Source organism: Mycobacterium sp. NPDC049093, from assembly GCF_040704635.1.
Classification (GTDB): Bacteria; Actinomycetota; Actinomycetes; order Mycobacteriales; family Mycobacteriaceae; genus Mycobacterium.
In genome coordinates, this window is sequence record NZ_JBEZJS010000010.1 from 195,308 (window position 1) to 221,363 (window position 26,056).

Annotated in this window: 27 protein-coding genes and 1 riboswitch; of the genes, 19 read left to right on the plus strand and 8 right to left on the minus strand. The window is 61.8% G+C overall.

Going from position 1 to position 26,056, the window contains the following annotated elements; translation table 11 throughout:
* Positions 1 to 146 precede the first annotated feature (146 nt).
* A complete protein-coding gene (locus AB0876_RS31245; protein ID WP_526043834.1) occupies positions 147 to 593 on the plus strand; it encodes an MmpS family transport accessory protein in 447 nt (148 codons plus the stop codon).
* Positions 590 to 3,469 carry an MMPL/RND family transporter gene (locus AB0876_RS31250; RefSeq protein ID WP_526043835.1) on the plus strand — a complete coding sequence of 960 codons (2,880 nt, stop codon included), beginning with the start codon at positions 590 to 592 and terminating at the stop codon, positions 3,467 to 3,469. The genes AB0876_RS31245 and AB0876_RS31250 overlap by 4 nt, the downstream gene beginning before the upstream one ends.
* Positions 3,470 to 3,475: 6 nt before the next feature.
* Here AB0876_RS31250 and AB0876_RS31255 read toward each other — a convergent pair whose 3' ends face one another.
* Together AB0876_RS31255 and AB0876_RS31260 are read right to left on the minus strand one after the other, a co-directional pair.
* Entirely contained in the window at positions 3,476 to 3,952 is a 477-nt protein-coding gene (locus tag AB0876_RS31255) for a hypothetical protein (protein ID WP_526043836.1), read from the minus strand.
* A gap of 122 nt (positions 3,953 to 4,074) precedes the next feature.
* Positions 4,075 to 4,374, minus strand: a complete 300-nt coding sequence (locus AB0876_RS31260; RefSeq protein ID WP_526043837.1) for a hypothetical protein — start codon at positions 4,372 to 4,374, stop codon at positions 4,075 to 4,077.
* Positions 4,375 to 4,434: 60 nt separating this feature from the next.
* Here AB0876_RS31260 and AB0876_RS31265 point away from each other — a divergent pair, with 60 nt between their 5' ends.
* Positions 4,435 to 5,298, plus strand: a complete 864-nt coding sequence (locus AB0876_RS31265) for a hypothetical protein (RefSeq protein ID WP_526043838.1) — start codon at positions 4,435 to 4,437, stop codon at positions 5,296 to 5,298.
* Entirely contained in the window at positions 5,295 to 5,651 is a 357-nt protein-coding gene (locus tag AB0876_RS31270) for a hypothetical protein (protein ID WP_491840821.1), read from the plus strand. The genes AB0876_RS31265 and AB0876_RS31270 overlap by 4 nt, the downstream gene beginning before the upstream one ends.
* 10 nt (positions 5,652 to 5,661) lie before the next feature.
* On the opposite strand, the gene AB0876_RS31275 is transcribed toward AB0876_RS31270, so the two are convergent.
* A complete protein-coding gene (locus AB0876_RS31275; RefSeq protein ID WP_491840820.1) occupies positions 5,662 to 6,174 on the minus strand; it encodes a UCP032817 domain-containing protein in 513 nt (170 codons plus the stop codon).
* Positions 6,174 to 6,485, minus strand: a complete 312-nt coding sequence (locus AB0876_RS31280) for a hypothetical protein (protein ID WP_491840819.1) — start codon at positions 6,483 to 6,485, stop codon at positions 6,174 to 6,176. The genes AB0876_RS31275 and AB0876_RS31280 overlap by 1 nt, the downstream gene beginning before the upstream one ends.
* Positions 6,486 to 6,607: 122 nt before the next feature.
* Here AB0876_RS31280 and AB0876_RS31285 point away from each other — a divergent pair, with 122 nt between their 5' ends.
* From AB0876_RS31285 to AB0876_RS31305, 5 genes are all read left to right on the plus strand, one after another.
* Positions 6,608 to 7,009: an ester cyclase gene (locus AB0876_RS31285; protein WP_491840818.1), complete on the plus strand. Its 402-nt coding sequence runs from the start codon at positions 6,608 to 6,610 to the stop codon at positions 7,007 to 7,009.
* A gap of 6 nt (positions 7,010 to 7,015) precedes the next feature.
* On the plus strand, positions 7,016 to 7,243 hold the full coding sequence (locus AB0876_RS31290) for a hypothetical protein (RefSeq protein ID WP_491840817.1): 228 nt from the start codon (positions 7,016 to 7,018) through the stop codon (positions 7,241 to 7,243).
* Between the two features lie 405 nt (positions 7,244 to 7,648).
* Complete coding sequence (locus AB0876_RS31295) at positions 7,649 to 9,052, plus strand: ApeA N-terminal domain 1-containing protein (RefSeq protein ID WP_526043839.1); 1,404 nt, start codon at positions 7,649 to 7,651, stop codon at positions 9,050 to 9,052.
* 560 nt (positions 9,053 to 9,612) lie between these two features.
* A riboswitch (SAM riboswitch) is annotated at positions 9,613 to 9,722 on the plus strand.
* 29 nt (positions 9,723 to 9,751) lie between these two features.
* Positions 9,752 to 10,117, plus strand: a complete 366-nt coding sequence (locus AB0876_RS31300; RefSeq protein WP_526043840.1) for a hypothetical protein — start codon at positions 9,752 to 9,754, stop codon at positions 10,115 to 10,117.
* A 103-nt stretch (positions 10,118 to 10,220) separates the two neighbouring features.
* Entirely contained in the window at positions 10,221 to 10,475 is a 255-nt protein-coding gene (locus AB0876_RS31305; RefSeq protein ID WP_526043841.1) for a hypothetical protein, read from the plus strand.
* Positions 10,476 to 10,563: 88 nt separating this feature from the next.
* Here the strand turns inward: AB0876_RS31305 and relB are convergent, their stop codons facing one another.
* Positions 10,564 to 10,776 carry a type II toxin-antitoxin system RelB family anti-toxin gene (relB, locus tag AB0876_RS31310; protein WP_526043842.1) on the minus strand — a complete coding sequence of 71 codons (213 nt, stop codon included), beginning with the start codon at positions 10,774 to 10,776 and terminating at the stop codon, positions 10,564 to 10,566.
* Positions 10,777 to 10,903: 127 nt separating this feature from the next.
* On the opposite strand from relB, the gene AB0876_RS31315 reads away from it, so the two are divergent.
* From AB0876_RS31315 to AB0876_RS31340, 6 genes are all read left to right on the plus strand, one after another.
* Positions 10,904 to 11,215 (plus strand): hypothetical protein, encoded by a 312-nt coding sequence (locus AB0876_RS31315; protein ID WP_526043843.1) that lies wholly within the window; start codon positions 10,904 to 10,906, stop codon positions 11,213 to 11,215.
* 364 nt (positions 11,216 to 11,579) lie between these two features.
* The gene (locus tag AB0876_RS31320) at positions 11,580 to 12,116 is read left to right on the plus strand and encodes a hypothetical protein (protein WP_526043844.1); all 537 of its coding nucleotides are present in this window, start codon (positions 11,580 to 11,582) and stop codon (positions 12,114 to 12,116) included.
* A gap of 47 nt (positions 12,117 to 12,163) precedes the next feature.
* Complete coding sequence (locus AB0876_RS31325) at positions 12,164 to 12,298, plus strand: hypothetical protein (protein WP_526043845.1); 135 nt, start codon at positions 12,164 to 12,166, stop codon at positions 12,296 to 12,298.
* 465 nt (positions 12,299 to 12,763) lie between these two features.
* The gene (locus AB0876_RS31330) at positions 12,764 to 14,233 is read left to right on the plus strand and encodes a serine/threonine-protein kinase (RefSeq protein ID WP_526043846.1); all 1,470 of its coding nucleotides are present in this window, start codon (positions 12,764 to 12,766) and stop codon (positions 14,231 to 14,233) included.
* A gap of 189 nt (positions 14,234 to 14,422) precedes the next feature.
* Positions 14,423 to 15,490: a hypothetical protein gene (locus tag AB0876_RS31335; RefSeq protein WP_526043847.1), complete on the plus strand. Its 1,068-nt coding sequence runs from the start codon at positions 14,423 to 14,425 to the stop codon at positions 15,488 to 15,490.
* A gap of 210 nt (positions 15,491 to 15,700) precedes the next feature.
* Positions 15,701 to 16,294, plus strand: a complete 594-nt coding sequence (locus AB0876_RS31340) for a recombinase family protein (RefSeq protein WP_526043848.1) — start codon at positions 15,701 to 15,703, stop codon at positions 16,292 to 16,294.
* A gap of 89 nt (positions 16,295 to 16,383) precedes the next feature.
* Here AB0876_RS31340 and AB0876_RS31345 read toward each other — a convergent pair whose 3' ends face one another.
* Complete coding sequence (locus AB0876_RS31345; RefSeq protein ID WP_526043849.1) at positions 16,384 to 17,280, minus strand: hypothetical protein; 897 nt, start codon at positions 17,278 to 17,280, stop codon at positions 16,384 to 16,386.
* Positions 17,277 to 17,855 carry a DUF6932 family protein gene (locus AB0876_RS31350; RefSeq protein WP_526043850.1) on the minus strand — a complete coding sequence of 193 codons (579 nt, stop codon included), beginning with the start codon at positions 17,853 to 17,855 and terminating at the stop codon, positions 17,277 to 17,279. The genes AB0876_RS31345 and AB0876_RS31350 overlap by 4 nt, the downstream gene beginning before the upstream one ends.
* Before the next feature lie 203 nt (positions 17,856 to 18,058).
* On the opposite strand from AB0876_RS31350, the gene AB0876_RS31355 reads away from it, so the two are divergent.
* The 4 genes from AB0876_RS31355 to AB0876_RS31370 are packed head-to-tail and all read left to right on the plus strand — an operon-like array spanning position 18,059 to position 25,363.
* Positions 18,059 to 20,035 (plus strand): HsdM family class I SAM-dependent methyltransferase, encoded by a 1,977-nt coding sequence (locus tag AB0876_RS31355; RefSeq protein WP_526043851.1) that lies wholly within the window; start codon positions 18,059 to 18,061, stop codon positions 20,033 to 20,035.
* Positions 20,032 to 21,345, plus strand: coding sequence for a restriction endonuclease subunit S (locus AB0876_RS31360; protein ID WP_526043852.1), 1,314 nt, complete (start codon positions 20,032 to 20,034; stop codon positions 21,343 to 21,345). Before AB0876_RS31355 ends, AB0876_RS31360 begins: the two co-directional genes overlap by 4 nt.
* Before the next feature lie 2 nt (positions 21,346 to 21,347).
* Positions 21,348 to 22,244, plus strand: a complete 897-nt coding sequence (locus AB0876_RS31365) for a GIY-YIG nuclease family protein (RefSeq protein ID WP_526043853.1) — start codon at positions 21,348 to 21,350, stop codon at positions 22,242 to 22,244.
* Complete coding sequence (locus AB0876_RS31370) at positions 22,241 to 25,363, plus strand: type I restriction endonuclease subunit R (RefSeq protein ID WP_526043854.1); 3,123 nt, start codon at positions 22,241 to 22,243, stop codon at positions 25,361 to 25,363. The genes AB0876_RS31365 and AB0876_RS31370 overlap by 4 nt, the downstream gene beginning before the upstream one ends.
* Positions 25,364 to 25,448: 85 nt before the next feature.
* Here AB0876_RS31370 and AB0876_RS31375 read toward each other — a convergent pair whose 3' ends face one another.
* Positions 25,449 to 25,883 carry a hypothetical protein gene (locus AB0876_RS31375; protein ID WP_526043855.1) on the minus strand — a complete coding sequence of 145 codons (435 nt, stop codon included), beginning with the start codon at positions 25,881 to 25,883 and terminating at the stop codon, positions 25,449 to 25,451.
* Between the last annotated feature and the right edge of the window lie 173 nt (positions 25,884 to 26,056).

Here is a 26,056-nt window from a genome sequence, read left to right on the forward strand (position 1 = left end):
TTCCCAGCTTTCACACAGGAAAAATCCGCAGCCACAAGGTTGTGGTGTCCGGCTGCGTGCCATAACGTCAACCTAGTTGATTAGCCGTCCTAGAGGAGCTACCCCTTACCGTCCGCGCCTGGTCGATGCCTACGAAAGGGTCACGGATGCAACGGGTTTCGTTGATTCGTCGACTCGGCCAACGCTGGATGGTGCTGGTGGCGGTAGTTGTGCTGCTGGTCGCTGGGTTCGTAGTGAACCGACTGCACGGCATCTTCGCCTCCCACGACGTCACCTCCACACCCAGCGGCTCGGTGAACGACATCGTCCCGTTCAACCCCAAACATGTGGTCATCGAGGTCTTCGGTCCACCCGGCACGGTAGCCACCATCACCTACCTCGACGTCAACGCCCAACCTCAGCGTGCCGACGACGTCGCACTGCCGTGGGCCTATGACACAACCACCACGCAGCCCGCGGTGTTCGTCAACGTCCAGGCCCAGGGCGACAGCAGTTCGATCGGATGCCGGATCAAGATCGACGACGTGATCAAGGACGAGAGAACAGTGAACACCTTGAACGCCTACACCTCGTGCCTGGACAAGTCCGGATGAGCACCCACCGGGTTCCGGACCTCATCCGGCGGTTCTCAGTAGTCATCGCGCTGTTCTGGCTTGGCCTGGCGGTGGTGACCAACGTTTTCGTGCCGCAGCTCGAGACCGTCGCCGAATCGCACAACGTGTCGCTGAGCCCTCAGGACGCGCCGTCACTGCAAGCCGCCAAGCGCATCGGCAAGGTGTTCGACGAATTCGACTCCGACAGTTCGGCGATGATCGTGCTGGAGGGCGATCAACCGCTCGGTGCCGATGCGCACCACTACTACGACGGCTTGGTCCAGAAGCTCCGCCAGGACACCAAGCACGTCCAGCACATCCAGGATTTCTGGGGAGATCCGCTGACGGCGGCGGGCTCGCAAAGCACCGACGGCAAGGCGGCACTGGTGCAGGTGTACCTCGCCGGCAACCAGGGTGAGTCGCTCGCGAACGAGTCCGTCGACTCGGTGCGCAACATCGTCAACCAGACGACGCCGCCTCCGGGCGTCAAGGCCTACGTCACCGGCGCCGCTCCCCTGGTCACCGACCAGTTCGAGGTGGGTCGCCACGGAACCCTGAAAACCACGCTGATCACCATCGGGGTGATCGCCGTGATGCTGTTCTCGCTCTACCGCCGGCTCACCACGGTGTTCTTCGTGATCTTCACGGTGATGATCGAGCTGACCGCATCGCGTGGTGTCGTCGCGGTGCTGGCCAACGCCGGGATCATCGAGCTGTCAACGTATTCGACCAATCTGCTGACGCTGCTGGTCATCGCCGCCGGCACCGACTACGCGATCTTCATCCTCGGCCGGTTCCACGAAGCGCGTCATGATGGGCAGGACCGCGTCACCGCGTTCAACACGATGTACCACGGGACCGCACACATCATCCTGGGCTCGGGCCTGACGATCGCCGGGGCGGTGCTGTGCCTGACCTTCACCCGCCTCCCGTACTTCCAGAGCCTCGGAATTCCCGCCGGTACCGGCGTGCTGGTCGCCGTGGTGGCCGCTTTGACGCTGGCCCCGGCATTGCTGGTCATCGGCCGCCATTTCGGTCTGTTCGAGCCCGCCCGACCCATGCGCACCCGGGGTTGGCGACGCATCGGCACGGCGATCGTGCGGTGGCCCGGCCCCATCCTGGTAGTGACGATCGCCGTTGCCCTCATCGGACTCCTCACCCTGCCTCGTTATCAGACGAGTTACGACGCCCGGCCCTACATGCCCGCCAGCGCGCCGGCCAACGTCGGTTATGCCGCCGCCGAACGCCACTTCTCGCAAGCCCGGCTCAATCCCGAGTTGTTGATGATCGAAGCGGATCACGATCTGCGCAATTCCACGGACATGATCCTGCTGGAACGCGTCGCCAAGGCGGTGTTCCATACCGACGGCATCGCCCAGGTGCAGTCGATCACCCGCCCGCTCGGCACCCCACTGGACCACACGTCGATCCCGTTCCAGATCAGCGCCGGCAGCGCACAGCAGATCAACAACCTGCCCTTCCAGCAGGCCCGCGGTGCCGACCTGCTCAAACAGGTTGACGTGATCAACAATTCGATCGACGTCCTGCGCCAGCAGTATTCCCTGCAGCAACAGTCGGCCGCCGTCACCGACGAGCAGGCCAAGGCGTTCCAGCAGACCGTCGCCACGGCGCAGAACCTGCGCGACAAGATCGCCGACTTCGACGACCAGTTCCGCCCGCTGCGCAACTACTTCTACTGGGAACCACACTGTTTCGACATCCCGATGTGCGCGGCGTTGAGGTCGGTCTTCGACGCGCTCGATGGTATTGACGCTCTCACGGATCAGCTGGCCAGCGTCTCCGGCAGCATCTCCAAACTGGATGCGCTGCAACCGAAACTGCTCGCGCTGATCCCTCCGCAGATCGCCAGTCAACAAACCAACCGCGACCTCACACTGACCAACTACGCCACCACCTCGGGCATCAACGCCCAGACGGAAGCCGCGCTGCAGAACGCCACCGCGCTGGGCCAGGCGTACGACGCCTCGAAAACCGATGACTCCTTCTATCTGCCGCCGGAGGCGTTCACCAACCCCGAGTTCCAGCGCGGCATGAAGCTGTTCATGTCACCGGACGGCAAGGCCGCCCGCATGATCATCACCCACGACGGGGATCCCGCTACGCCCGAAGGCATTTCGCACATCGATGCTATCCGGCACGCCGCACAGGGAGCCGTCAAGGGCACACCGCTGGCCGGATCCAAGATCTACCTCGCCGGCACTGCGGCGACCTACAAGGACATCCAGGACGGCGCCAAATACGATCTGATGATCGCCGCGATCGCCGCGCTCAGCCTCATTCTGCTGGTGATGATGTTCATCACCCGCAGCATCGTCGCCGCACTCGTCATCGTGGGGACCGTGGCACTGTCGCTGGGTGCCTCGTTCGGACTCTCGGTGCTGATCTGGCAGGACCTGTTCGGCGTCGACCTGTTCTGGATCGTGTTGGCGCTGGCCGTCATCCTGCTGTTGGCGGTGGGGTCGGACTACAACCTGTTGCTGGTCTCGCGGTTCAAAGAGGAGATACATGCCGGGGTGAACACCGGCATCATCCGGTCGATGGCCGGTTCCGGCGCGGTGGTGACTTCGGCCGGTCTGGTCTTCGCCGCCACCATGGCGTCGTTCATCTTCGCCGACCTTCGAGTCCTCGGTCAGATCGGCACCACCATCGCCCTCGGCCTGCTGTTCGACACGCTGATCGTGCGGTCGTTCATGACGCCGTCCATCGCCACACTGCTCGGCCGGTGGTTCTGGTGGCCACTCCGGATCCGGCCGCGGCCGGCGAGCCAGATGCTGCAGCCGTACGGTTCGCGGGCCTCGGTTCGCCAGCTCCTGCTGTGGGAGGACGACGACGCGGCGGCTCCGTCCCAGAAGTGACGGAAGTCAGCCGCGTGCAGCAGGACTGAGCTCGTCCGCCGGTTCGTCCGTCACCTCGACGTCCCGCAGCTTCCCCTTCAGCCCCGCGACGCGGCGGAGCTGAGCGGCGATGTTCATGGAGGTCAACATCGGGATCCCCCCGATGAACGTCCGGAATGACGGGTTACCGCCGTCGCGATGCAACATGTACATGCAGCCGACGACGTAGAAGAAACCCATCGTGAAAAGAACGGCCGGCATCGCATAGGCAAGCGGTGATCGAGCGTCGTTCACCAGTTCGGTCGCGTAGTCGAACTCATCCCGCGACATCGGTTCACGCTTGCGCAGTTTGGCGAGCACCGCCTTGTGGGCGCCGACCTTCTCGCCCAGCGACGCGGGGGTTCTCTTCTCCAGCCGGCTGACGTACACGAACACGCATGCCGCGAACGTCACTGCCATGACGCCGGCAAGGATCGTCAGGTCGCCCCAGATGCCGAGATCCACTCGTCGCTCCCCTACCTGCCATCGCACAACGCCGGATTACCTAGAACCACTAACGACGCTACCGCAGGCTCGACCCGTCAAAGCAGTACCAACAGGACTTTCGCAGGAAAGTCGGCCGACCCCTATTCGGCGTCGCTGAGGGCCTCCAGTCGCTGGCCCACCCGGGCCAGCGCCTCGTCGAACACATCGACCTTTTCACCGCGTTTCTCGTTGGCCGGCTGAGCAGCGCCACGGCCACCTTCGGCCTCGACGCGGGCCGCCCCCTGGCGGCGCAACAAGCTGAAGTTCTTCTCACGCGCTTGCCTGAGCCGACTCTGCAGATCCTTCAGCGCCTTCTCGTCCATGCGGGCCAGAGCCTCGGGATGACTCTCGGCGATCAACGAATCTTCCTGCGGGGTCAGGTTCACATGATGGTTGCTCACCATTGATTCATAGCCCGCAGCGGCGCGGCTGAAAAGTGATTCGCCCCGCACCATCCGAACTTGTCGCCCGCCGTCCCCGTCGGGTTCATCTTTGCCACCGGTGAAATTGCAGATCTTCCGGCGCGCCGGAACCCTCATCGAGAGCAACGGCGCGATGATGCAGATGTGGTTGATGATGCGAATGTGACCAACGCTGTGCCGGCGCCCCCGACATCCGCCCCGGAGGCCGACGAGGTACGCACTGAACCCGAAACAGTTGCCAGTGCGCAGGCTCCGCAGCAGCGCGTCTGGACGATGCCCAAATCCCCCGTCACGCGCGAGCAAGCCGATGAGGTGGGACGGATCGCGCGCAAGGCTGTCACCGCCATCATGGGGTTCATCGCCGGCCTTGCTCGATATGTCGCCCGGACCGTTCGGCAGCTGGCCCTGGCGATCGATGCCGTGCCACCGGCCGTGCGCGTGCTGGCCCTGACGGGCATCTTCACACTTCTTGGCATCGTCGGCGCGATCGCGCTGCAGGGCACTGTCGCCGTGGTGTGCATCGTCGTCGTGGTCCCGCTGTGCTCGATCACCCTCGGCGTGCTGGGACACCGCTGGTACAGCGGACTAAGTGCGCAGCCCGCGCCGAGCGCGGCGGTCCCCGCCGTGCCAGCCCCGGTGTCGGACCTGCAGCGGTCGATCGAATACGTCGACAAGAAACTCACACTCGCCCTCAACGCTTTTGGCGCCGAGCGTCAACAACACGCGATGATCGCCCTCTTCCAGGCCAAGACCGCTGTCGAGCTCACGCTCGGCACCGAGCAGGACACGGCGAGCCACGTCGACGCGTTGCTGGCTGTGGACGACCATGACTCGCGGCCGCGCATCCGGGCCGGCTCGGCGGCAAAATCCCTGCGGGAAAACACTTCCCTGGCCGCATCATGACGGAGCCCACCCTCTCCGGCCAGGTCGCCCTCATCGAGGATGACTACACGTTGGTGATCAATCGTGGGGCTGAGGCGGGTGTGACGCCTGGCATGATTTTTGCCGTGCAGTCCGAGTCGGATCAGGTGATCACCGATCCCGAATCCGGCCGGGAATTGGGCAGACTCACGCGCGAGAAGCTTCGGGTGAAGGTGTTCGACGTGCAGCCCTTGTTCTCCCGGGCACACACGTTCGCCCGGACCGACGACTTCTACGGGCTGTTCCAGGCCACGGCCGTGGTGACGGTCTATGTCGGTGACAGCCTGGAATTGGTCGCTGGTGAGGCCGAGGTGCGTCGGGCGGCGTCCGGGTAGTTCGGGGTCGTCATCCCGACTCGGCGCCGCGCCGACCGCTCAGTGCCGCTTCGATTTCCGCGACCCGTCGCGGACTCACACCCCATGGCTCATCAAGCCCGAGACGAGAATCCAGATCCCATAGGACGCACCGCTCACCCGGCCCGGCGATCATGGACCAGGCGATGACGGTGCGGCGCAGCTGTTCATCCATACACTCGCCGGTCGCCGTGGCTCCGGGCGGCGCACCGCCGTCGGGGTGGTGGTGCAGGAACTGCCCGTAGGCGGCGTCACAGAATGCCGCGTAACGCGCGGTGCACAGAATCAGGCCGTGCCAGGCTTCGTCGACCGCGCGTGAGGGCATCCCGATGACCTGACCGTCGCGCAGCGCTACGGCGCAGCATCGAAACCACTGCCGCAGACCGGTTTCGACGAGCTCACGCGGCTGCCAAGGGCAGGTCTTGAACACGGCCTCCGGCAATTCCAGATCGGCGATCACCTGCCCGGCGGCACGTCGGGCGCCGCCCTTTCGCAGAGTGATCATCAGCAACCGCCGCCCCCGCAACCTCCGCCACCACCACAACTACTTCCACCACCGCATCCCCCGTGTCCTCCGTCGCTGAAACCGGAGTCCGCGCCGGCCGCCCAGAAGGCTGCGGCACCGCCGGCACCGGCGACAGACCCCAGCCCGCCGCGGCGGCGCGAGCCATCCCCGCTATGCCTCCGTTTGGCGATGACGAAGATCGCCAAAATCGCTACGTCGAACGCGATCACCACCAGCGGAATAATCCACCACACGATGTCCGTCCTCTCCTCGTCGACTTCCTTACCGGACAAGCGGACCACGCGTTGCATCGCTACCGATCCCAACTCCGGTGTCGTACCCGCCGCGTGGGCTGCGGGCTACGGACATCACACGGGCTGTACTCCCGACGAAATCCCTACGGCCACGGCAGAAGAGTGGGATCGTGGCAGACATGCGATCAACAGAGATCGTGCGGGCGTTCTGGGACGACGTCTGGAATGCCCACGACGCCGATGCCGTCGGCCGGTTCGCCGCGGCCGACGTCGTCGTCGAAGCCGGCGGTCAGAAAATCTCTGGACTGGACGAGGCCCAACACTGGGCGCAGCAATTCCTCGATCACGTCAACGACTTGCACGTCAACCCAGTCGAATCCTTCCAAAACGAGGATGGCACCCGCGTCACCTCCAGGTGGGTACTGACGGGGACCAACAACGGCATGCTCGGCACCGAACCCAACGGGAAACCGATCGCCATGACCGGCACAGCCGTCTGGTCTGTGGCCGACGGCAAGCTACAGCACGGATGGGTCGAACAGGCCTCATACGAGCTGTACCACTCGTTGCTCGAGAAGTAGCCCGCCGTGCAGACACGATTCGGGTGGCTGGCGAAAGCAGCGCTCGCCCTATCCGCCATCGTCGGCGCGCCGAACGCCTCGGCCGAACCGATCGCTACCTGCACCAGCGACGTCATCGATGGCGTCGAGGTCGATTACTGCGTCGGGAACCCGAACGCGAACCCGGACTCCGTCATCGGTGTGCCGGGCGTCAACGTGGATGTCGAATTCGGTGTGGGATTGGGCCTGGGCTGAGTATCAACCTGAAAGTACGTGACCGACTGCCAGCTATGCCGCCAACGAGTACGAGAAAGGCGGCCTCGGAATTCTCCGAAACCGCCTCTGACGTGCTACTACATCTGTCGGGCTGACAGGATTTGAACCTGCGACCACTTGACCCCCAGTGTCGTTTAGCGGGTCCGCCAATGTACGCCGGCGCCCCGTTGTCACACGTCAAGCCCGGTATCCGGTTCTCGCCGGACAGCCACGGATACAGGTGGATTGAAACGCGTTGCTATCCACGTTGCTATCCGCCACATCTGGTGTCTGACTGCGCGACCCGATGTCCTTACTCGGGTTCTCCCCCGGGCGACCATCATGGTTTGCCGCCGGTCGAGATGACGCGGCTGGCAGGTCAGTAGCCCGATGCATACTCGGCGGATGGATTCACCGTCGGCAGGCACGTTCTGGCAGATCGATACAACCGAACGGCGGGTGCCGGGCCAACTGCTCACCGGCGGTGACGATCGTCCGACGTTGGAGACGGATAAGGCGATCTTCATCGAGAGGCGGTTCTCGTTCACCCGGACGCCCACCGGCGGGGCGATGGTCGCCATTTCGAGCGACCCGGAGCATCACGTCGCCGACTTTCAGGAGAGGACGATCCACGGCGAACTTGCTGACGGCTCCCGGGTCACACTCGTTGGCGCGCAGGGCGGCAGCCGAAGGCTCGGGTTCCTTCGTGAGCCGAGTGAGGCACACCAACAATTCCGCGCTAGGTACGCCGTCATCGGCGAGCACATCAAGGCCGACCAGGTATACCACTCAGTCAGGTTTCAGGTTGTGTGCGCGTCTTGGTGGGGAGATGCCGAGGACGAGGCGCTAAGCCTCAGCGGCGATCACCTGCGTATCTACAATGAGGACGGCACGCGATGGTTCGAATTCACGGCCTTGGCTGGGGCGACGTTCAGCGATCTCGACTCCGGAGTGATTAACGCAGTCACGACGCTGATCGAACTGGCCACGATGAACGACGCGACGGACGCGAACGTACAGGTTCGGACCGAGGCCGAAGGGGCATGGCGGATCGTCGATCGCGGCCAACCCTCCGTCAAGAAGTCTGGCCATCCGCTGATAGGCACGCAGCACCTCACCGCTGAGAAGTTCGCGAAGTGGATTGATTTTCGTCATGAGACTCAAGGACTCGACGCCGCTGCCCTGGACGACCTTCCCGGCGTTGCAATTCAGACACACGTGCTCACGCTTGGATCGGTTGCCGAAGGACTGCACCGGCGCCTGTTTGGCCAGGATGAAAAGCGTGTAAAGGGATTGTCAAACAGTAGGATCGAGAAAATGCGCCGCCTCGCCCGTGAGGCCGCGCTCACGAGGATGACGGAGCCCGAGTTCTCCGACGAAGACCGTGACGAGTTCGGTAAAGCAATCAACGAAGCGTTCTCACACATCAACGAACAGACCTTTCGCAGCCGCATGGACGACTTGCTGACCGACGCCCGACGCTCGATCCCGAGTCTTGGCGCCGGTTTTGCAGATTGGCCCAATGCTGTGTCAACGGCGCGCAACCTCATGGCTCATCAACCGTCGCTGCCTGATGACGTTGACGCCGACCAGTTTCTGGATTTGCTCATCGCGCTGAGCTACTCCATCGCATGGGTGCTGCGGACGAACATGCTCAACAAAGCCGGATTCGATGCCCCTACAATGCAAGAGGGGTATCGCGATTCATCGTCATACGGTCATCACCTCGCGAACACGCGGATGCTGCTCGCAGGCAGCCCGTGGGCGGTTAACACCGATTTGGGCATGCGTGACAAAGAGTCCATCTAGGGCCTCGCACGATGGCCATCCCGCCGGCCCGCCCACTCGGGCAAGCCGTCTCAGTGGTCACCTATCCGTGCAGCAGACCAAACCTCAGCTATTCTTTCCGAAACGTACTGGATGTTGTTCGACCTCGCGCCAGCGGTAGTACTCGCGGGTGGGGCCGATAGCGAAAGCCTGGCGAGTGATGCGGCAGTCACGCACAGAGTCGGGCTTCAAAACTGAAGTGGTCGTTGCGACATTCGGCAGTCACGAAGTCAGCACCGATCCGAATGACCGGTGCCGCGCGGCGCGCACGCGGCACCGTAATTTTGTTGTGCTGCAGCAGTGTTGGCAGTCGCCCTATAGATGAAGTGAAATCATTGAGCGCCCGAAAAGACTCAATCCCATATCGTGTCGGTACTTCGAGCGGGGCCTTGCCCCTGGCCAGGGATTATTCGGAACTCTCTGCCGCAACCGAGTACCGGGTGAATCGTCATTAACCGCTTTTGATGCGCCACCCACAATGCTGCAATGCCCGCACGACTCGGCGGAATGTAGACAGCCCGAATGCCGTTGATCTCCATCAGCTTCAGGAGATGCCGCATCAAGCTCCGGCTAGTGGTACGCCAACCCCACGTTCATGGGTGGCCCGGATGAGGAAGCGCCGTAAACCTACCGGTGTCCGGAAGAGCGCCTCTTCGGAGGCCGAAGTTGAGGAGCCTGCCTGTGCTGTACCGCGATACCACCACCGACATCATCTGGATCGACTACGAGCTTGTCGAAGAGCTTTACGAACAGATTGTGGAGCTGGACGACGAGCAGCTCTTGAGGCGTGAGTTCGACATGCATGGTGACGCCGCGATCCGTGAGTACATCATCGAGGCATCTCTTGTCGGCATCTACACCAGCCTCGGCCCCGAGATCGCATTCCGGCGCATCAGCGACGGCGAGGTGTTCACCCCGGATGAGGTCGAGGCAGAGTTCGAGCAGGACGTTTGCGACCTGGAACCCGCTCGTCGTGCCGAGATCACCTTCGCAGAGTGGCTGAGCGAGGTCGGTTTCGCAGATTACGAGGACCAGGATGACAACTAACCCATCGACGCTCTGGCGCAGCGGCGAGTTCAACCCCCGATGACTGCCTATCCGACTCCCATTCGTCGGCACCATGGAGGAAGTCCAGGACGAGTGAGCCAATATGCCATTCAATGAGGACGAACGCAGATTGCGCGCGGAGTTAGCAGCCGAATTGGGCTTCTACCCGGCGTCTCTCGACCCTGCCGTCATCGAGCGTCATCGCCGATTGAATGCCGCACTGGATGCAGCACCGACGATCGAGCGAATCGCGCGGAAGTATGCACATCTGCGTGAGGAGCGTCGGCAGGCCGAGGTCGAGCAGCGTGGACGGCGGCAGGTTGCCGACTTGTACGAGGACGGTCTACCACGTGGATGACAGCCAGCTGCTTGCCCGTCGTCGCGCTCACGACCCGTATGTCTCACCGACAGGAGCCAAGGGCGAGTAGCTCAGGCGAACAGGAGCTCTACTCATCGAGCAGAGTCCGGGGATCGACGCCGAGAAACTCGGCGATCTTCTCCAGGGTCTGCAAGGTCAGGTTGCGTTCGCCGCGTTCCACAGAGCTGAAATATGTCCTGTGCACGCCCATGCGCTCAGCGAACGCCTCTTGGCTATAGCCCTGCTCCATGCGATGGCGACGTAGGTTGCGTCCCACGGTCCGCTGAAGCTGGCCCTCCATAGCACTGAGCTACGTTTCCGCGCCGCTACTTGAAGGTCTACAGACTTATAAGTAGCATCCTGTTTGCTGTAGACCATCTCCGTCGTACCGCTTGGTATGAATTGCGCGCCACGAAGGGTTAACCGGCTTGAGCAACTGGTTTGAGCGACGCTGGGAGGCGCGCCAGCAGCAGGATTCGGTGGCGCTGCCGAAGTCGCAGGTGCTCACGCAGGAAGAACAGCAGCGCAAGGACTTCTGGCTCGGTGTGCAGATCGGTGTCGGCGCACTCGCGGGTGTGGCCTTGGCGCAACTCCTCAACAGCGGCGGCGAATGGCAGCGTGCTGCGGCAGCAAACCAGCTAGACGCCTACGCAAACTACGTGCGCTCATACAACAATTGGCTGCGGCAGAACTGGGGCAGTCCCAATCCGCCACCACCGCCGGTGCCGCCGACCTTTTAAGAAAGGCGTCGGTCAGCCGCAAATTCTCGTGGACTCTTGCCCAGCCCGGCGCGACGCAGACTTTGTCACTTTTGTCCGCCGCAACTACACCGATACTGCAAAATTCCACGTATTCCAAAATGCTCGGTGCGACAATTAACCAATGGCAAGAATTGGTACGGTCGCTCGGCGGGCCACCACAGGCGTCGCTGTACTTGCTGCTCCCGTCTGCGCCGCATTAACTGCGGAATCGTGGTCCGACCTCAATCTGTATTGGTTCGCGGGTAGTGTCGTCGCGGTCGCGGTCGCGGCCGGCCTCCCGTCTTGGGCAGCCTGGAGAGCGCGACGCTCGGAGCTGGACGCACGCAGCGCTGCGCGGGTCGAGATGAGCTACACGCTCGACCCAATCCTGAGGAGGATTGCCAATCGAGCCGTCGACGATCCGCACAGTCTCCGTAGCGAAATTCCGGTCATGGTCGCGAATGCGGCGGCTGAACTCCTCGGTCCGGAGATGAAAACGCGATCGTGCTTTTTCGTGTGGGATGCTGGGCCGCCTCGTCGGCTGGTGCTAGAAGAATATGCAGGCCGGCCGGACCCCGTGCGCACCATGGAATTCAACGAAACCCAGGATCGCGGCGCAGACGCGATCGCTCTGGTCGAACAAGCTGGCCACCTGCTTTGTGAGAACGTCGACACCGACCCACCTCCGCACTGGAACGCCGATGGCGACTACAGCTACAAGACATTCATATCTGTCGGCGTGCGGACACGTGCATCAGAGTGGGGCATGCTCACCGTCGACGCGCCGGCACCGAAGGACCTCAACCAACTCGACGTAGATCTGCTGCGCGTCATGGGTGGGCTTATTGCCGCCGCAATGTCGATTGCGCATCAAGCTGGGACTGTCGGTGGGCAGCAGTAGACCCGAAGGGCGTACCATCGCGTTGTCGGACCTAAGGAGGCAAGACCATGACGAAGCCGTTTATTGATGTGCTTGATGAACGCGCTGAAAGGATCCTGAACGATCCGAGCGCCTACTTCGCTGAAGTGCGCGAACAGGCTCGTCAAGAGGTTAAAGACGAGATGCAGCGCGAGGATCGATAACCGACCGAGCATCGCCGGCCATACGATCGGACTGAGACGACGTTCAGTGGCCACGATTAACCACGCAAACGTATGCGCTAGAAGCGCCAGCCATGAGACAACCGTGCGGCTCCGGTTCGTTCGCCAGGCTGCAGACACATCGCGCTGTTCGTAAGCACAAGCGCTTGACACCGTATCTGACCTCCTTAAGAGCACACCCCGCCTCACCGGCGTGGCCATCCACTTGTAGACCGTTGCCGCGTAAAGTGGCCAGCTGCTCAGCCGCATACGCAGCTGGCCAGCCAAGCAGCGACACTCTCCAGGATCAGAGGTGACGAGCGACAACATTGGTGCGGTCGTTAGCGTGAGTCACGAGGACGTCCAACGGGTCAATGCCTAGACGCGTCGATATCCGCTTGTAGTCCTGTCGCTTCTAGCAGGCACGCCGTGGACAACCTAAGGGACCACGACAGCTACCATGCGCCCATGCCGCTGCGGATCGGTGAGATGTTTGCCGGGTACAGAATTCTGCGCTTGCTGGGGGCCGGAGGGATGGGTGAGGTCTATCTCGTCCAACATCCCCGGTTGCCCCGTCAAGAGGCCCTGAAGATCCTACGGCCCGACATATCCGGTGATGCTTCTTTTCGGGAGCGGTTCGTTCGCGAGGCCGACCTCGCGTCTGGTCTACGCCATCCCCACATCGTCGCGATTCACGACCGAGGCGAACACGAAGGTCATCTCTGGATCGCGATGGACTTCATCGAGGGCACCGACCTCAGCCACCTCCTGGGGCGTCGGTGCCCGGAAGGGATGCCTGTAGGCCACGTCTTGCCGATCGTGACCGCTGTGGCTGGTGCCCTGGACTATGCCCACAAGAAGGGCCTACTACATCGGGACGTCAAGCCCGCGAACATCATTGTCTCGGACCTTGATACGGACGACCCCAAGGTTCTTCTGGCCGACTTCGGGATCGCCCGCCCGATCGATGACACCAGTGGCATCACCACCACGAACATGACGGTCGGCACAGTGGCCTACGCAGCGCCCGAGCAGCTCATGGGCGATCCAATGGACGGCAGGGCCGACCAGTACGCCCTCGCCGCCACTACCTACCACCTGCTTACCGGGTCTCAGCTCTTCCCGAACTCGAACCCCGCCGTGGTCATCAGCCGACACCTCAATGCGCCAGCGCCTCTCCTTGCCGACATACGACCCGAACTCGCATCGCTCGACCCAGTTTTGGCTGCCGCATTGGCCAAGAACCCTGATGATCGGTTCGCCTGCGGTACCGACTTCGCCTGCGCCCTCACCGAAACTGCTGATCCGCAAACCTTGCGACTCGCCGGAGCACCTACCATCCCCGCTCCTGCAGCCCGCAGGCCCTTCGTCAAACCCGACACCGATGACGCTGCCGCTCAAGGCGACTCTGCTAGATCCGCGACGCGGAGGCTGATCGGCATATCGGTCGCAGCGGTACTGCTACTGATCGGCGTTATCTGGGTGCTGTGGCGGCCATGGCAGGACCCACAGTCCAATAGCATCGCCGCCTCGTCCAGCGATGCACCGACTACATCCACCCCGACCACGATGCCCTTTGTCCCGACTTCCGCTGCGCCGGAGCCTTCGCCTCCGATGAGTACGGCTGCGACGCCCTCAATGCCAGCGACGACTCCCGCGTCTAATCCCAACGGGCCAGGATGTTCATCGCAACGACTAGACAAGTGTGGTCAATGGACACCCGAGCAAGCCGCGTTCGCCTGCAGGGCAACTCTCGGCGGAGCGGACTACACCACAGACCTCAAGCGCATGTTGATAAATCGCTACGGCCTGAGCGAAGATAGCGCCTTCTTCCTCGGCAAAGAGGCCATGTACAGCATCAATAGTGGCGGTGCGTATATCCCTGCGCCGTCCAATGCCGAAGGCACGCACCCGTTGTGCAACGACATCGTTCCTTGACCAGACGTCCGTCCTGAGCACGGCGACCCGGTCGGGGCCGACATGGCTGTTTGACGGTACCGGCAGCCGGTGACAGCAGCGAGATGCCTTTTCCCGGTAGGGCGGCCCAGCGACGGGTACGCGCTGTGGTGGAAGGGATGGACCGACAGGAACCTCGTATGGGACTCACGACCCGATAGGTTTGTCTTGATGACATTTCCTGGTTACGTCTGGAACACGGTGTACGGCCAACGGCGGCACCCGCAGATCGCGACAGCCCTGTTTGACCTGGCCTCCGAATGGGCACGGCGCGCAATGGACCTCCCCTATCCGGACGAGACGGTGCTCGACAAGACCGTGCGGTTAGCGGCGATCGGACAAGCCGGGGAGTTGTTGATCAAATCGACGCTGGCCGGAATCACACCCGTACTCCTGGCCGAGAAAACCACGATGGCGACGCTGCTACCCCTCGCCGGAAGCGCCCGCAAGGCCGCGCAGGGAAAGTTGACTACGGCGGGTGCTGCAGAGTCGCTCAAGAGACTCAACGAAGTCCGACCCGCCAACACACCGCAAATCCAAGAGCCAAAGTTGCTGTTCGACGTGCGGAACGGCGCGACCCACATGGGGCTGGCACCCACCGACGACGACCTCGAGTCGGCGTTGACGGAGTTGGTCACGCTCGCTGATCAGGTGTTCAAAGTGCGCAATGCGCTTCTTCTGGACGGCGATTGGCAGGCGTTCTGGTCAAGCAAACACATCAAGATCGTCGAGGCGCGTCAGCGCGCGCACTACGAGTCGCTTGTGCGCGGCTTCAATGCACTCATCGCCAGTGCTCAGGCAGCCTACGCCCGACTCATCGCTGGCCTGGATCAGAACGAACGCAACCGTGTCGTTGCCGAGCTTGTTGCGCGCGTTCCTTTGCTGGAAGACACCCAGACAGTCAGGCCGCATCAATGCCCGGCCTGCCACAACCAACTATGGGTCGTGTACGACGTGGTCCGCGAGGTCGACATCGACGAATCCGACATGCCACACGGGGTTACGTTTTTCGTAAGGATCAGTGCGACGGTCGATTACGCGGAGTGCCCCGTCTGCAACCTTGTCCTTGACGGCGACGAATTAGCGCTGACAGGCATCCCGTTCACTCTCCACCTTGGGGAGGACGAAGCCACAGAAGACGAAGCAGAGGGTTGGCGGGACGCCCGAGACGCAGAGATCGAGGACCGCTGGGACGACTACCCCGGCGATGACCCTGACGACGACCCATATGAACCATGACCCACTACCGTCGCGCAGGAATGTACTGATCTCACCCCGGTGACCTTGTCAATCGGCATCAACTTTGACCCCACTCCGCTCCCCGTCGCGAATCAGACCACATACGAGACATCACCGAAGCCGGGATTGGCCGGCGGACGCGCCCAGGTCGTGGTGTCTCGAAAGTTAGTCTCAGAAATATCTGTCTCGAAAGTGGCGTTGGGACCATTTATGAGCCAGCGCAACGCCGAGTCGGCGTCCATCGGCACCCGGATCGGATACACCCGGGTCAGCACCGTTACCCAGACTTTGGACCAGCAGAACGAGGCTTTGGCCACCGCCGGGGTGACCAAGGTGTTCTCGGACGTCATGTCGGGTGCCCGCGACGACCGGCCCGGCCTGGCCGACCTGCTCGCGTACGTTCGTGACGGCGACACCGTGGTGGTCTGGAAACTCGACCGTCTGGGCCGCAACATGCTGCACATCCTGCAGACAGTCAGGGAGCTGACCGAGCGCGGTGTGACCCTGGTGTCGGTCACCGACGGCATCGATTCATCGACCCCAGCTGGTCGCATGATGATCGGCGTCCTAGGGTCGCTGGCCGAGTACGAACGCGAGCTGATCAAGGAGCGAACTGCCCTTAAGCGGGCCGCATCTCGCGCCAACGGGACCAAGTTCGGAAGGCCTCGCAAGGTTGACGACGCTGAGCACATCGCCACGGCGATGCGGATGAAGGCCGACGGCCACACTGCCAAGGACATCGCCAAGTACCTCGGGGTAAGTCGAGCGACGCTCTACCGGTACCTCGATCACGAAGGTGGGTGAGCAGGCCGGGTGTGGACGGTGGTCGCCTTCCCGCCGATACCTGGTTGGTCGAGAGCCGCCTGGCAACCGGCTCCGGCGCTTGAACGCGGTCAGTGTGGGAGTTGATCCGCTGCGATGCCGACCCACACATGTTTGTCCGCAGTCCGGTTACCGGTCTGATCCGCCTGGTGTTCGGTCATGACGGACACGGCCAGTGGCTGGCCAACCATGACCTCACCACCAACAAGAACACCTGATGGCACCTGCACAATTTTCGCCTTCGCCCGCTGTCTCTCCACCCGCATCTCGATGGCGTTGCCTTCAAGATCCACGCTCACTACACGCCCCGACAAAACTTGAGGGGAGGACACCGCCGATCTTTCGAATAGTGCCCTTGCTCGGATTCGGCCCTTACGGGACAGAGTTGAGTTCAACCGACTCCCGGTGCTCCCCGCTGCAGTTATCTGGAGGTCAAGGTTCTGGTCGTTCAGCTCGGACGTAAGCAGTCGAAGTTGTTGGAGGAAGTCGGGTCGTTCGTCTGCAAACGCGCTATCGTCAGCCTCGTTTTCAAGGGCGTCGTGCACTTTGAGAACGTGCGCGACCGCCGACTCAAACTCGTCGACTACGGCAACGTCGAGCTGGTCCGGGCGTACGGCAACAAAGCGGGGCACCATGTGCATGATCGCGCTGCCCTCGCTGACACCGACCCAATCAATGTCTGCGATACGGGTTGCCGCTGTTGAGCTGAGCGCCTCTCGCACCTCGCTTTGGAAACGGTCCGCCACGTGCAAGACATCGGACGGCAATCGTCCACCCTCCGTCGATGGACCAATCAGCCGCAGATCCAAGTGGATTGGAAAGCGGGCGTTCGGGGTGACGTCTTGAATAGCACCCACGAAGGATCGGCGGGCAGCCTGGACGAGGTCCGAATCGTCGTCGGCATTGTTGACCACCCAATCTGGCAACTGACGATGTCGGAGGCGTGGATACCTGTCAGCCAGGCTCATAACGTCACCTCCAGATACCCTCGGGCTGGTTCAGCATCTTCGGAAAGCATCGCTTGCTTGACCGACAAGTCAGTTGTGCGTTGCCAAAAATCGTCCATCATGCCCCGAGTAGCTACGTACTCGTATTCCTCGGCCTCCAGATTCCGCAGCTTGAGGGTGGTGAATGGCTTCCATAGTACGACGAATGGTTCGACCCGGTAGGTCGACTTAATCTTGTCCCGGTGTTGATACAACGCTTTGAGCTGTCCCGCACCTGGGCGGCCACGCAGCGAGCCCAGCACGTCGCTGTCCAGAAATGGCGAGATGTCGACATCGCCGACCTCTACAGCGCCACTGGTGAAGCTCCCACCTACCCACAGCCGTTTCAGCACCTTGACCTGGAGGTCGGATTCGACGGCTTGCCAGTCGGCGAGATAGTCCACAAGACCCTCGAACACTGCGCGTCGGCTACTCGACGCAGCAAACTGAGCTGCGTCGACGAACGTCGCCTCCAACTCCTCCAATGTGCACAAGTACGTTCCAACCGGCAGATGGCCATCAACTAGGTCAGGAATCAAGCGACCAACAACCCCCATTTCCACACGCTGCAGAATCGTAGACTGCTGGCCCGGACGCTCTCGGCTTCTGAGTAACTCGAACGGTCGCGTCGCGGATCTGTACTTCATCGTTGGACTGCCTGGAGCGCGACACATCGTTCTTCGGCGCTTCGCCGCTATGAACCACGATTCGCGGTAACTTCCACCTGACTCAGTCTTGGAACCAAGGAGCCAACTGCACTATGGCGCAGACCAATGCCAACTTGATCTGGAAGATCGCCGACCTGCTGCGTGGGCCGTATCAGCCCAACCAGTACGGCGACGTGATCTTGCCGTTCACCATCCTGCGCCGCTTGGACTGCATCCTGGAACCCACTAAGGACGAGGTCCTGGCCGAGTACAAGAAGATCCAGGCCACGAAGGTCGATCCCGCCGTCATGCTGAAGGCAAAGTTCAAGCTGCCGTTCTACAACACCTCGCGGTGGAGTTTCGCCTCCCTGATTGGCGATCCAGAGGGGGTAGCCGACAACCTGATCGACTACATCGAGCATTTCTCCCCGAACGTCCGCGATGTCTTCGAGGGCTTCGGGATGCTCGACCAAATCGCAAACCTGGCCAAGTCCGACCGGCTCTACCTGATCATCAAGGAATTCGCCGCCGTCGATCTGCACCCCAGCGTCGTCACCAACCACGACATGGGCTACATCTTCGAAGAACTGATCCGGAAATTCGCCGAGTCGAACAACGCCCAGGCCGGCGATCACTTCACCCCCCGCGAAGTCATCGCCTTGATGGTCGACATCCTGTTCTCCACTCACGACGATGTGCTCACCAAACCTGGCACCGTGCGCACCATCTACGACCCCGCAGCCGGGACCGGTGGCATGCTGTCCACCGCCTACGACCACCTCATCCAGATGAACCCCAAGGCCCGCCCGGTGCTCTATGGGCAGGACGTCAATCCACGGTCGTATGCGATGTGCAAGTCCGACATGATCGTCAAGGGCCAGGACGTCGACAACATCTACCTCGGCGACACCCTGACCGACGACGGGTTTCGCACCAAGCACTTCGACTTCCTGCTGTCCAATCCCCCCTTCGGGGTGGCATGGAACACCCAGCAGAAGAAGGTCACCGACGAACATGAACAACAGGGCTTCGCCGGGCGTTTCGGCCCCGGCCTGCCCCGCGTCTCCGACGGGTCGCTGCTATTCCTGATGCACCTGATCTCCAAGATGCAGCCGGTCAAGAACGGTGAGGGCGGCAGCCGTCTGGCGATCGTCCTCAATGGCTCCCCACTGTTCACTGGCGGAGCTGGGTCCGGGGAGTCCAACATTCGTCAGTGGATCATCGAGAACGACCTGCTCGACGCGATCATCGCCCTGCCGACCGACATGTTCTACAACACCGGCATCGCCACCTACATCTGGATCTTGGACAACAACAAACCCGCCAAGCGCAGAGCCAAAGTCCAGCTCATCAATGCCGTCGACATGTTCGGCAAGATGCGCAAGTCGCTCGGGTCGAAGCGGAAGGAGCTGCGTCCGAAGGACATCGAGCGGATCTGTCACCTCTACGACAGCTTCCGTAACCAGCAGGCCACTGACGAGCACGACGCCCACTCGAAGATCTTCAAGGGCGAGGACTTCGGCTACTCCACCATCACTGTCGAACGCCCCATGCAGCTCCGGTTCACACCGACCGAGGACAAGGTCGAAGAAGTCCTTTCCCAGAAGAGCATCGACAAACTCAAGGACGGCGAGAAAGCCGCGCTCCTCAACGGACTCACCTCGCTTATCGGGTGGGAGTGGAAGGACCGCAACGAGTTCATCACCGAACTCAAGGACGCGCTCCGCAAGGCTGGGCTGGCGAAGCCGCCTGCGCCGCTGATCAAGACGATCTGGTCGACCATCGGCGAGCACGACGAAGACGCCGTCATAGTCACTGACTCCAAGGGCCAACGCGAACCCAACCCCGCCCTGAGGGACACCGAGAATGTGCCGCTGACAGAGGACATCGAGCAGTACTTCGCCCGCGAAGTAATCCCTCACGTGCCTGATGCGTGGATCGACCACGACAAAACGAAGGTCGGCTACGAAATCCCCTTCACCCGGCACTTCTATCGCTACGTGCCGCCTCGGCCCCTTCAAGACATCCAGAAGGACTTGCGGGTGCTTGTCGGTGAGATTCAGGCGATGCTGTCTGAGGTCGGCGCATGACCTGGCCGTCGTACCCGTCAACGAAACCGTCGGACGTTGAGTGGCTAGGCTCGGTGCCGAGCCACTGGGTCGTTCGAGAACTGAAGTGGAGCAGTCCAGTCCGTCGCGGTGCATCGCCACGCCCCATCGATGATCCCAAGTACTTTGATGACGACGGCGAATGGTCATGGGTTCGCATCGCTGACGTGTCCGCATCCGATGGCCTGCTCAAAGAGACTACGCAACGACTGTCCCAACTTGGCAGTTCACTTTCGGTGAAACTGAATCCGGGAAGCCTATTTGTGAGCATCGCTGGCACAGTTGGCAAGCCATGCATCACGACCATTCCGGCCTGCATCCACGATGGCTTTGTCTACTTCCCTGACCTAGACCTCAATCCTCAGTTCCTCTTTTGGATATTCGAGTCCGGCGAATGCTACAAGGGCCTGGGCAAGTTCGGCACTCAGCTCAACCTCAACACCGACACCATCGGCTCTATCCGCATGCCGGTCCCACCGCCGTCTGAACAACAGGCGATAGTGGCGTTCCTCGACTCCGAGACCACCAAGATCGACGCTTTGATCACCAAGCAGGAGCAGCTCATCGCCACCCTGTGCGAGGACCGAACTGCGACCATCACCCACGCAGTCAGCAAGGGACTGGAGGCTGATGCGTCGCCCCCAGACGACATAGCGGGTCTTGGCGGTATCCCTGCAGGATGGACTGTGAGACCGTTCCTGCGGTGTGTACAGGGCCGTGTCGACTACCGAGGGGCAACCCCCAAGAAAGTCGCCGACGGCGTATTACTCGTAACCGCTCGAAATGTACGACCGGGCTGGATCGACTATGAGGTCTCGGAGGAATACGTGGCTGCCGACGAGTACGCCGACATCATGCGCCGTGGTCTGCCGGAGATTGACGACCTGCTTTTCACGATGGAGGCTCCGCTCGGCAATGCCGCACTGGTAGATCGAACGGATATCGCGCTCGCCCAGAGGATTATCAAGTTTCGCCCTGACCGCGAGGTCGTGCGTCCGAGGTTTTTGCTGTACTCGGTCATGGGCGACTGGTTCCAGTCTCAGCTCGTCGCGCGGGCGACAGGGTCTACAGCACTCGGGCTTAAGGCGAGCAAACTGCCCGAGCTCCGCATCGCCGTACCGGACCTCGATGAACAGTCGCTCATAGTGAAGTTCCTGGATGAACAAGGGACGAGGATCGACGAGTTGGTAGCGAAGGCAATCCAGGTAATCGACACCCTGCAGGAATATCGATCGGCTCTCGTCACCGACGCGGTCACCGGAAAGATCGATGTGCGGGAGGCGGTAGCCTAGCTGTGACACGAGCGCAGACGATTCAGATCTACCTCCCCACTGGCGATCCGGCGGGATTACGGATTGCAAACCTGACAACACGCACTGTGCGTGTATTCGAGGCGCCTCGCTCACTTCTCGCGCAGTTCCTCCAGCGTCCTGAGGCCGGGCAGGTGGGTGTTTACTACTTGTTCGGACCGAATGAGGACGAGACGCCGCAGTGCTACATCGGCCAGTCCGGCAATGTAGGGACGCGGCTTCAGCAGCACACTGCGACCAAGGATTTCTGGACCAAGGCGATTGTGGCGGTCTCGCTGACCAACGAGTGGACCTCGACCCACGCGGCCTATCTCGAATGGTTGTCGTTAGCGCGAGCGAAGACCGCTGGGCGGTACACGCTACTGAATAGCAATCAGGCGTCGAACCCGTTCACCCCGGAGCCGTTGGAGGCCGACTGCCAGGAGTTCATAGACACTATCGCGGTGCTGTTGGCCACACTCGGCGCTCCGGTACTCGAATCAGTGAAGCCCATTGCATCGCGCCCTACGCAAGCGAGCACCAGCGAACCCGAATCCTTGTTCTTCCGCGAAGCCGGCTGTGATGCCACCGGCTACCAGACCTCCGAAGGATTGTTGGTGTTGGCGGGGTCCAAGGGCCGCTCCGTCGTACGCGCCTCTGCACGTCCTGGCATCGCTGCCCAGCGGAAAGTTCTGGAGGAGGAGGGAGTGATCGAAGTCGGCGAGCAGGAACTGGTGTTCCTGAAGGATCACCTCTTCGGTTCCCCGTCGGCGGCGGGATGCGTGCTTGTCGGCGGGGAGAACAACGGGCGGAAGAGTTGGCGCAACGCCGAGGGCCAGTCCATCAACGATCTGGAGCAGCTCGCGGTGGGACCGAGAACCGATGAGGCGCAGCCAGAATGACTCAGCATCATGAGTCGTCGTTCGAGGCCGAGATCTGTGAGTACCTCGCCGAGCAAGGTTGGCTGTACTCGCCGACCGATACGGGCTATGACCGTGAGCTGGCCTTGGTCACCGACGATGTGTTCGCGTGGCTGGCTGATACGCAGCCTGACCAGTTGGCGAAGCGGGTTAAGCCGGATTTGACGGGTGAGGCACTGAAGAAGGCTCGGGCCGGGGTGCTGGCGACGTTGGTGAAGCAGTTGGGGGCCGATCCGAAGGCGAACGGCGGCACGTTGTCGGTGCTGCGGCGGGGGTTCAAGGACCTCAATGCTCAGTTCTCGATGTGTCAGTTCCGGCCTAACACCACTCTCAATGAGACCACCAAGACCCGGTATGACGCGGTGCGATTGCGGGTGATGCGCCAGGTCTACTACTCAACGCAGAACGCCAACAGCATCGACCTCGTGTTCTTCGTCAACGGCATCCCGGTGGCCACAGCTGAGTTGAAGACCGACCTCAGCGTCCAAAACGTCACTGATGCGGTGCTGCAGTACAAGCATCACCGCCTGCCCAAGGGTGAACCGTTGCTACAGTTCGGCTCTCGGGCGTTGGTGCACTTCGCGGTCTCGAACTCAGAAGTCCAGATGACCACCAAGCTCGCCGGCAAGGACACCGTCTTCCTGCCGTTCAACCGAGGCGATCACGGCCACGCCGGAAACCCGGCCAATCCGCATGGCTCGCCGACGGCTTACCTGTGGCAGCAGATCCTTGACCGTGACACCTGGTTGGACATCCTCGGGCGATTCCTGCACTTACAGATCGACGAGAAGATCGACCCGGCCACCAATAAGAAGATCCGCACCCAACGGATGCTGTTCCCGCGCTACCACCAATGGGACGTAGTCACCCGTATGGTCGCAGATGCCCGCCGCAAGGGCCCGGGGCAGAAGTATCTGATTCAGCACTCCGCCGGCTCAGGGAAAACCAACTCCATTTCATGGTTGGCGCATCGCCTGTCGGTGCTGCACGACGACGCCAACAAGCCAGTGTTTGACTCCGTCATCGTCATCACCGACCGTAACGTTCTCGATGCCCAGTTGCAGGAGGCGATCCGCCAGATCGACCGCACCCCAGGGGTAGTCGCCCATATCGCCGGGCTGGGTGGAGCAAAATCCCAAGAGCTGGCTAATGCGCTGACCGGTGGGACGAAGATCATCATCGTCACCATCCAGACCTTCCCCTACGCGCTGCAACTGATCCAGGAGCAAGCCGACCTCAAAGGCAAGAGCTTCGCGATCGTCGCCGACGAAGCCCATTCCTCACAGGCCGGGGAAGCGTCCAAACGACTGAAGGCCGCACTGTCGGAAAGCGAGCGGGACGACCTCGAGGACGGCGGCACCGTCGATGCTGAGGACGTGTTGGCCGCTGAAATGACCGCGCGCGCCGAGTCGAAGAACTTGTCCTTCTTCGCGTTCACCGCAACCCCCAAGGCCAAGACCCTGGAATTGTTCGGCCACAGGTCCAGCATCCACAGCAAGCCACACCCGTTCCATCTGTACTCGATGCAGCAGGCCATCGACGAGGGCTTCATCCTCGACGTGCTGCGCAACTACACGCCGTACAAGACGGCTTTTCGGCTGACTCACAACGGGCAGATCTTCGAAACCGAAGACACCGCCGCCTCCGGCACCGTCCAGGTCTCCGGCGAACCCACCGGCGAATTGGTGGATAAGAGTGCGGCGATCAAGTCGGTGATGAACTGGGTCAAGCTGCACCCCACCAACATCAGCCAGAAGGTCGCCATCATCATCGAGCACTTCCGCGACAACGTCGCCTGGCGGCTCGACGGCAAGGCCAAGGCCATGGTGGTCACCTCCTCGCGCAGGGCAGCAGTGCGTTACAAACTGGCCTTCGACAAGTACATCGCCGAACACAAGTACACGGACATCGCCGCGCTGGTGGCCTTCTCGGGCGAGGTGACTGACTCAGACTCGGGGCTGGAGAAGGTCACCGAAACCAGCATGAATCCGGGGCTGAAGGGCCGAGACCTGCGCGATGCGTTCGCCACCGACGAATACCAGGTGATGTTGGTGGCCAACAAGTTCCAGACCGGATTCGACCAACCACTGCTGGTCGCGATGTATGTCGACAAACGGCTGTCAGGCGTGGCGGCGGTCCAGACGCTGTCTCGGCTCAACCGCACCGCACCGGGCAAGGACCAGACCTTCGTCCTGGACTTCACCAACGCCGCCGAAGACATCGTGGAGGCCTTCGAGCCCTACTACGACGCCACCACTCTGGCCGACGTCACCGACCCCAACATCGTGCACCAGACGGTCAACAAGCTCGACGCCGCCGGGATCTACCAAGAATCGGAGGTCAACGGCCTGGTCGCCGACTACCTCAAGTACGCCCAGCAGCCCGGCAAGGGCCATGAAGCACTCAACAAGTGGGTCAAGCCAGCGCGAGACGTGTTCCGGGATCGGGAACGCCAAGCTCGCGACCACGGCGACAGCCTGGCCCTCGAAGAGCTAGACCTCTTCCGCAAGGACATCGGCACGTTCCTGCGCCAGTACGACTTCCTGTCCCAGATCGTCAACTATGAAGACCCCGCCATCGAAAAGCTCTCGATCTACCTACGGCACCTCGCACCCATGATCGCCAGCGAGCAACTCCACCATGACATCGACCTGTCCGGCGTCGATTTCGACTACCTTGCCCAGCACGCCCAGCAGGCTACGGACGGCAAGCTCTCTGGCGGTGTCGTGCTGCAGCCGGCCAAAGCTGGGGGAACCGGCACTGCCCGCGATCCTGAGTTGGTCGCGCTGGAACAGGTGATCGCCCAGATCAATGACCTGTTCTCCGGCGAACACCCCGACTCCAGCGTCCGCAACGTAGTCACCCACATCAAGGACCGGCTCGAAGAAAGCGAGACCCTGCAGCAGCAGGCGCAAAACAACACCCTGGCGCAGTTCTCGGCCAGTCCTGATCTGCAGAACGAGTTCGTCGGCGCGGTGATTGGGGCCATGGCATCTTCGGAGGATCTCTCCACGCAGATTCTCAACAACCCTGAGCTATCCCAGAAGCTGCTCGGCGAGCTGGTGCCGATCATCTACCAGGGGTTGAAGCCGACGGCCTGAGTCTCCCAACGATCTGTACCCACGCCGTTCTGAGCAGCGTGCACTGCTGGCTGCGCAAATTCAGCGGCGTGTGTGGCAGTGCGAGCTATTGATGGCTCTCCAGGCGACGCTGCAGACGCGACACCGCAAATTCGTCCAAGCGTTCCACCTCCTCAGGAGCGTTGCGGCGGACAGCCTTCTGCGGGCGCGCAGTCACAAGCTCGATGGCCTCATCGAGTGGATGCTCCGGCCAGACGATCTTGTTGGACCGCTCGATCACCACCGTGGCTCCAAGAGACTCCAGCAGCTCGGCGCGCCTCTTTGCCGTCGATCGCGAGCGATAGACCTGCCGGGTGGACGGCCACACGAACTGGTCGGTGCCTACCAGCTTGATGTAGTTGCCTTCCGGTTTCCAACCAGGCGGTGCCCAGCCAGGCACCGGAACCCAGTGGTCGGGTTCTTCTTCGCCGGGATAGTACACCGGTTCGGTCGATCCTTCAGGGAACTTGATCACGCGTACACGGTAGAGATGGTCAGTCACGGGGTGTCCTTCCGTTGAAGGGTCGATGGTCGTTGGGCCGCAAGAGCGCGCCGGACGGCGAAGCACACGAGCAGATATGCAGCGGCGCTGCCGTGGAATAGCGCCATGGCTACAGGCCAAGTCACGCCACGCCTTCCGAGGTTTGCTGGCCGACTACGTCGGCACGGGTGTCA

Excerpts from the sequence above, each read along its gene's own strand:
- AB0876_RS31250 (WP_526043835.1), top strand. The coding sequence starts at position 590 with ATGAGCACCCACCGGGTTCCGGACCTCATCCGGCGGTTCTCAGTAGTC.
- AB0876_RS31275 (WP_491840820.1), bottom strand. The coding sequence starts at position 6,174 with ATGATCACTCTGCGAAAGGGCGGCGCCCGACGTGCCGCCGGGCAGGTG.
- AB0876_RS31335 (WP_526043847.1), top strand. The coding sequence starts at position 14,423 with ATGACATTTCCTGGTTACGTCTGGAACACGGTGTACGGCCAACGGCGG.
- AB0876_RS31295 (WP_526043839.1), top strand. The coding sequence starts at position 7,649 with ATGGATTCACCGTCGGCAGGCACGTTCTGGCAGATCGATACAACCGAA.
- AB0876_RS31305 (WP_526043841.1), top strand. The coding sequence starts at position 10,221 with ATGCCATTCAATGAGGACGAACGCAGATTGCGCGCGGAGTTAGCAGCC.
- AB0876_RS31355 (WP_526043851.1), top strand. The coding sequence starts at position 18,059 with ATGGCGCAGACCAATGCCAACTTGATCTGGAAGATCGCCGACCTGCTG.
- AB0876_RS31280 (WP_491840819.1), bottom strand. The coding sequence starts at position 6,485 with ATGCAACGCGTGGTCCGCTTGTCCGGTAAGGAAGTCGACGAGGAGAGG.
- AB0876_RS31370 (WP_526043854.1), top strand. The coding sequence starts at position 22,241 with ATGACTCAGCATCATGAGTCGTCGTTCGAGGCCGAGATCTGTGAGTAC.
- AB0876_RS31340 (WP_526043848.1), top strand. The coding sequence starts at position 15,701 with ATGAGCCAGCGCAACGCCGAGTCGGCGTCCATCGGCACCCGGATCGGA.
- relB (WP_526043842.1), bottom strand. The coding sequence starts at position 10,776 with ATGGAGGGCCAGCTTCAGCGGACCGTGGGACGCAACCTACGTCGCCAT.
- AB0876_RS31245 (WP_526043834.1), top strand. The coding sequence starts at position 147 with ATGCAACGGGTTTCGTTGATTCGTCGACTCGGCCAACGCTGGATGGTG.
- AB0876_RS31320 (WP_526043844.1), top strand. The coding sequence starts at position 11,580 with ATGAGCTACACGCTCGACCCAATCCTGAGGAGGATTGCCAATCGAGCC.
- AB0876_RS31350 (WP_526043850.1), bottom strand. The coding sequence starts at position 17,855 with ATGGGGGTTGTTGGTCGCTTGATTCCTGACCTAGTTGATGGCCATCTG.
- AB0876_RS31270 (WP_491840821.1), top strand. The coding sequence starts at position 5,295 with ATGACGGAGCCCACCCTCTCCGGCCAGGTCGCCCTCATCGAGGATGAC.
- AB0876_RS31325 (WP_526043845.1), top strand. The coding sequence starts at position 12,164 with ATGACGAAGCCGTTTATTGATGTGCTTGATGAACGCGCTGAAAGGATC.
- AB0876_RS31360 (WP_526043852.1), top strand. The coding sequence starts at position 20,032 with ATGACCTGGCCGTCGTACCCGTCAACGAAACCGTCGGACGTTGAGTGG.
- AB0876_RS31345 (WP_526043849.1), bottom strand. The coding sequence starts at position 17,280 with ATGAGCCTGGCTGACAGGTATCCACGCCTCCGACATCGTCAGTTGCCA.
- AB0876_RS31285 (WP_491840818.1), top strand. The coding sequence starts at position 6,608 with ATGCGATCAACAGAGATCGTGCGGGCGTTCTGGGACGACGTCTGGAAT.
- AB0876_RS31330 (WP_526043846.1), top strand. The coding sequence starts at position 12,764 with ATGCCGCTGCGGATCGGTGAGATGTTTGCCGGGTACAGAATTCTGCGC.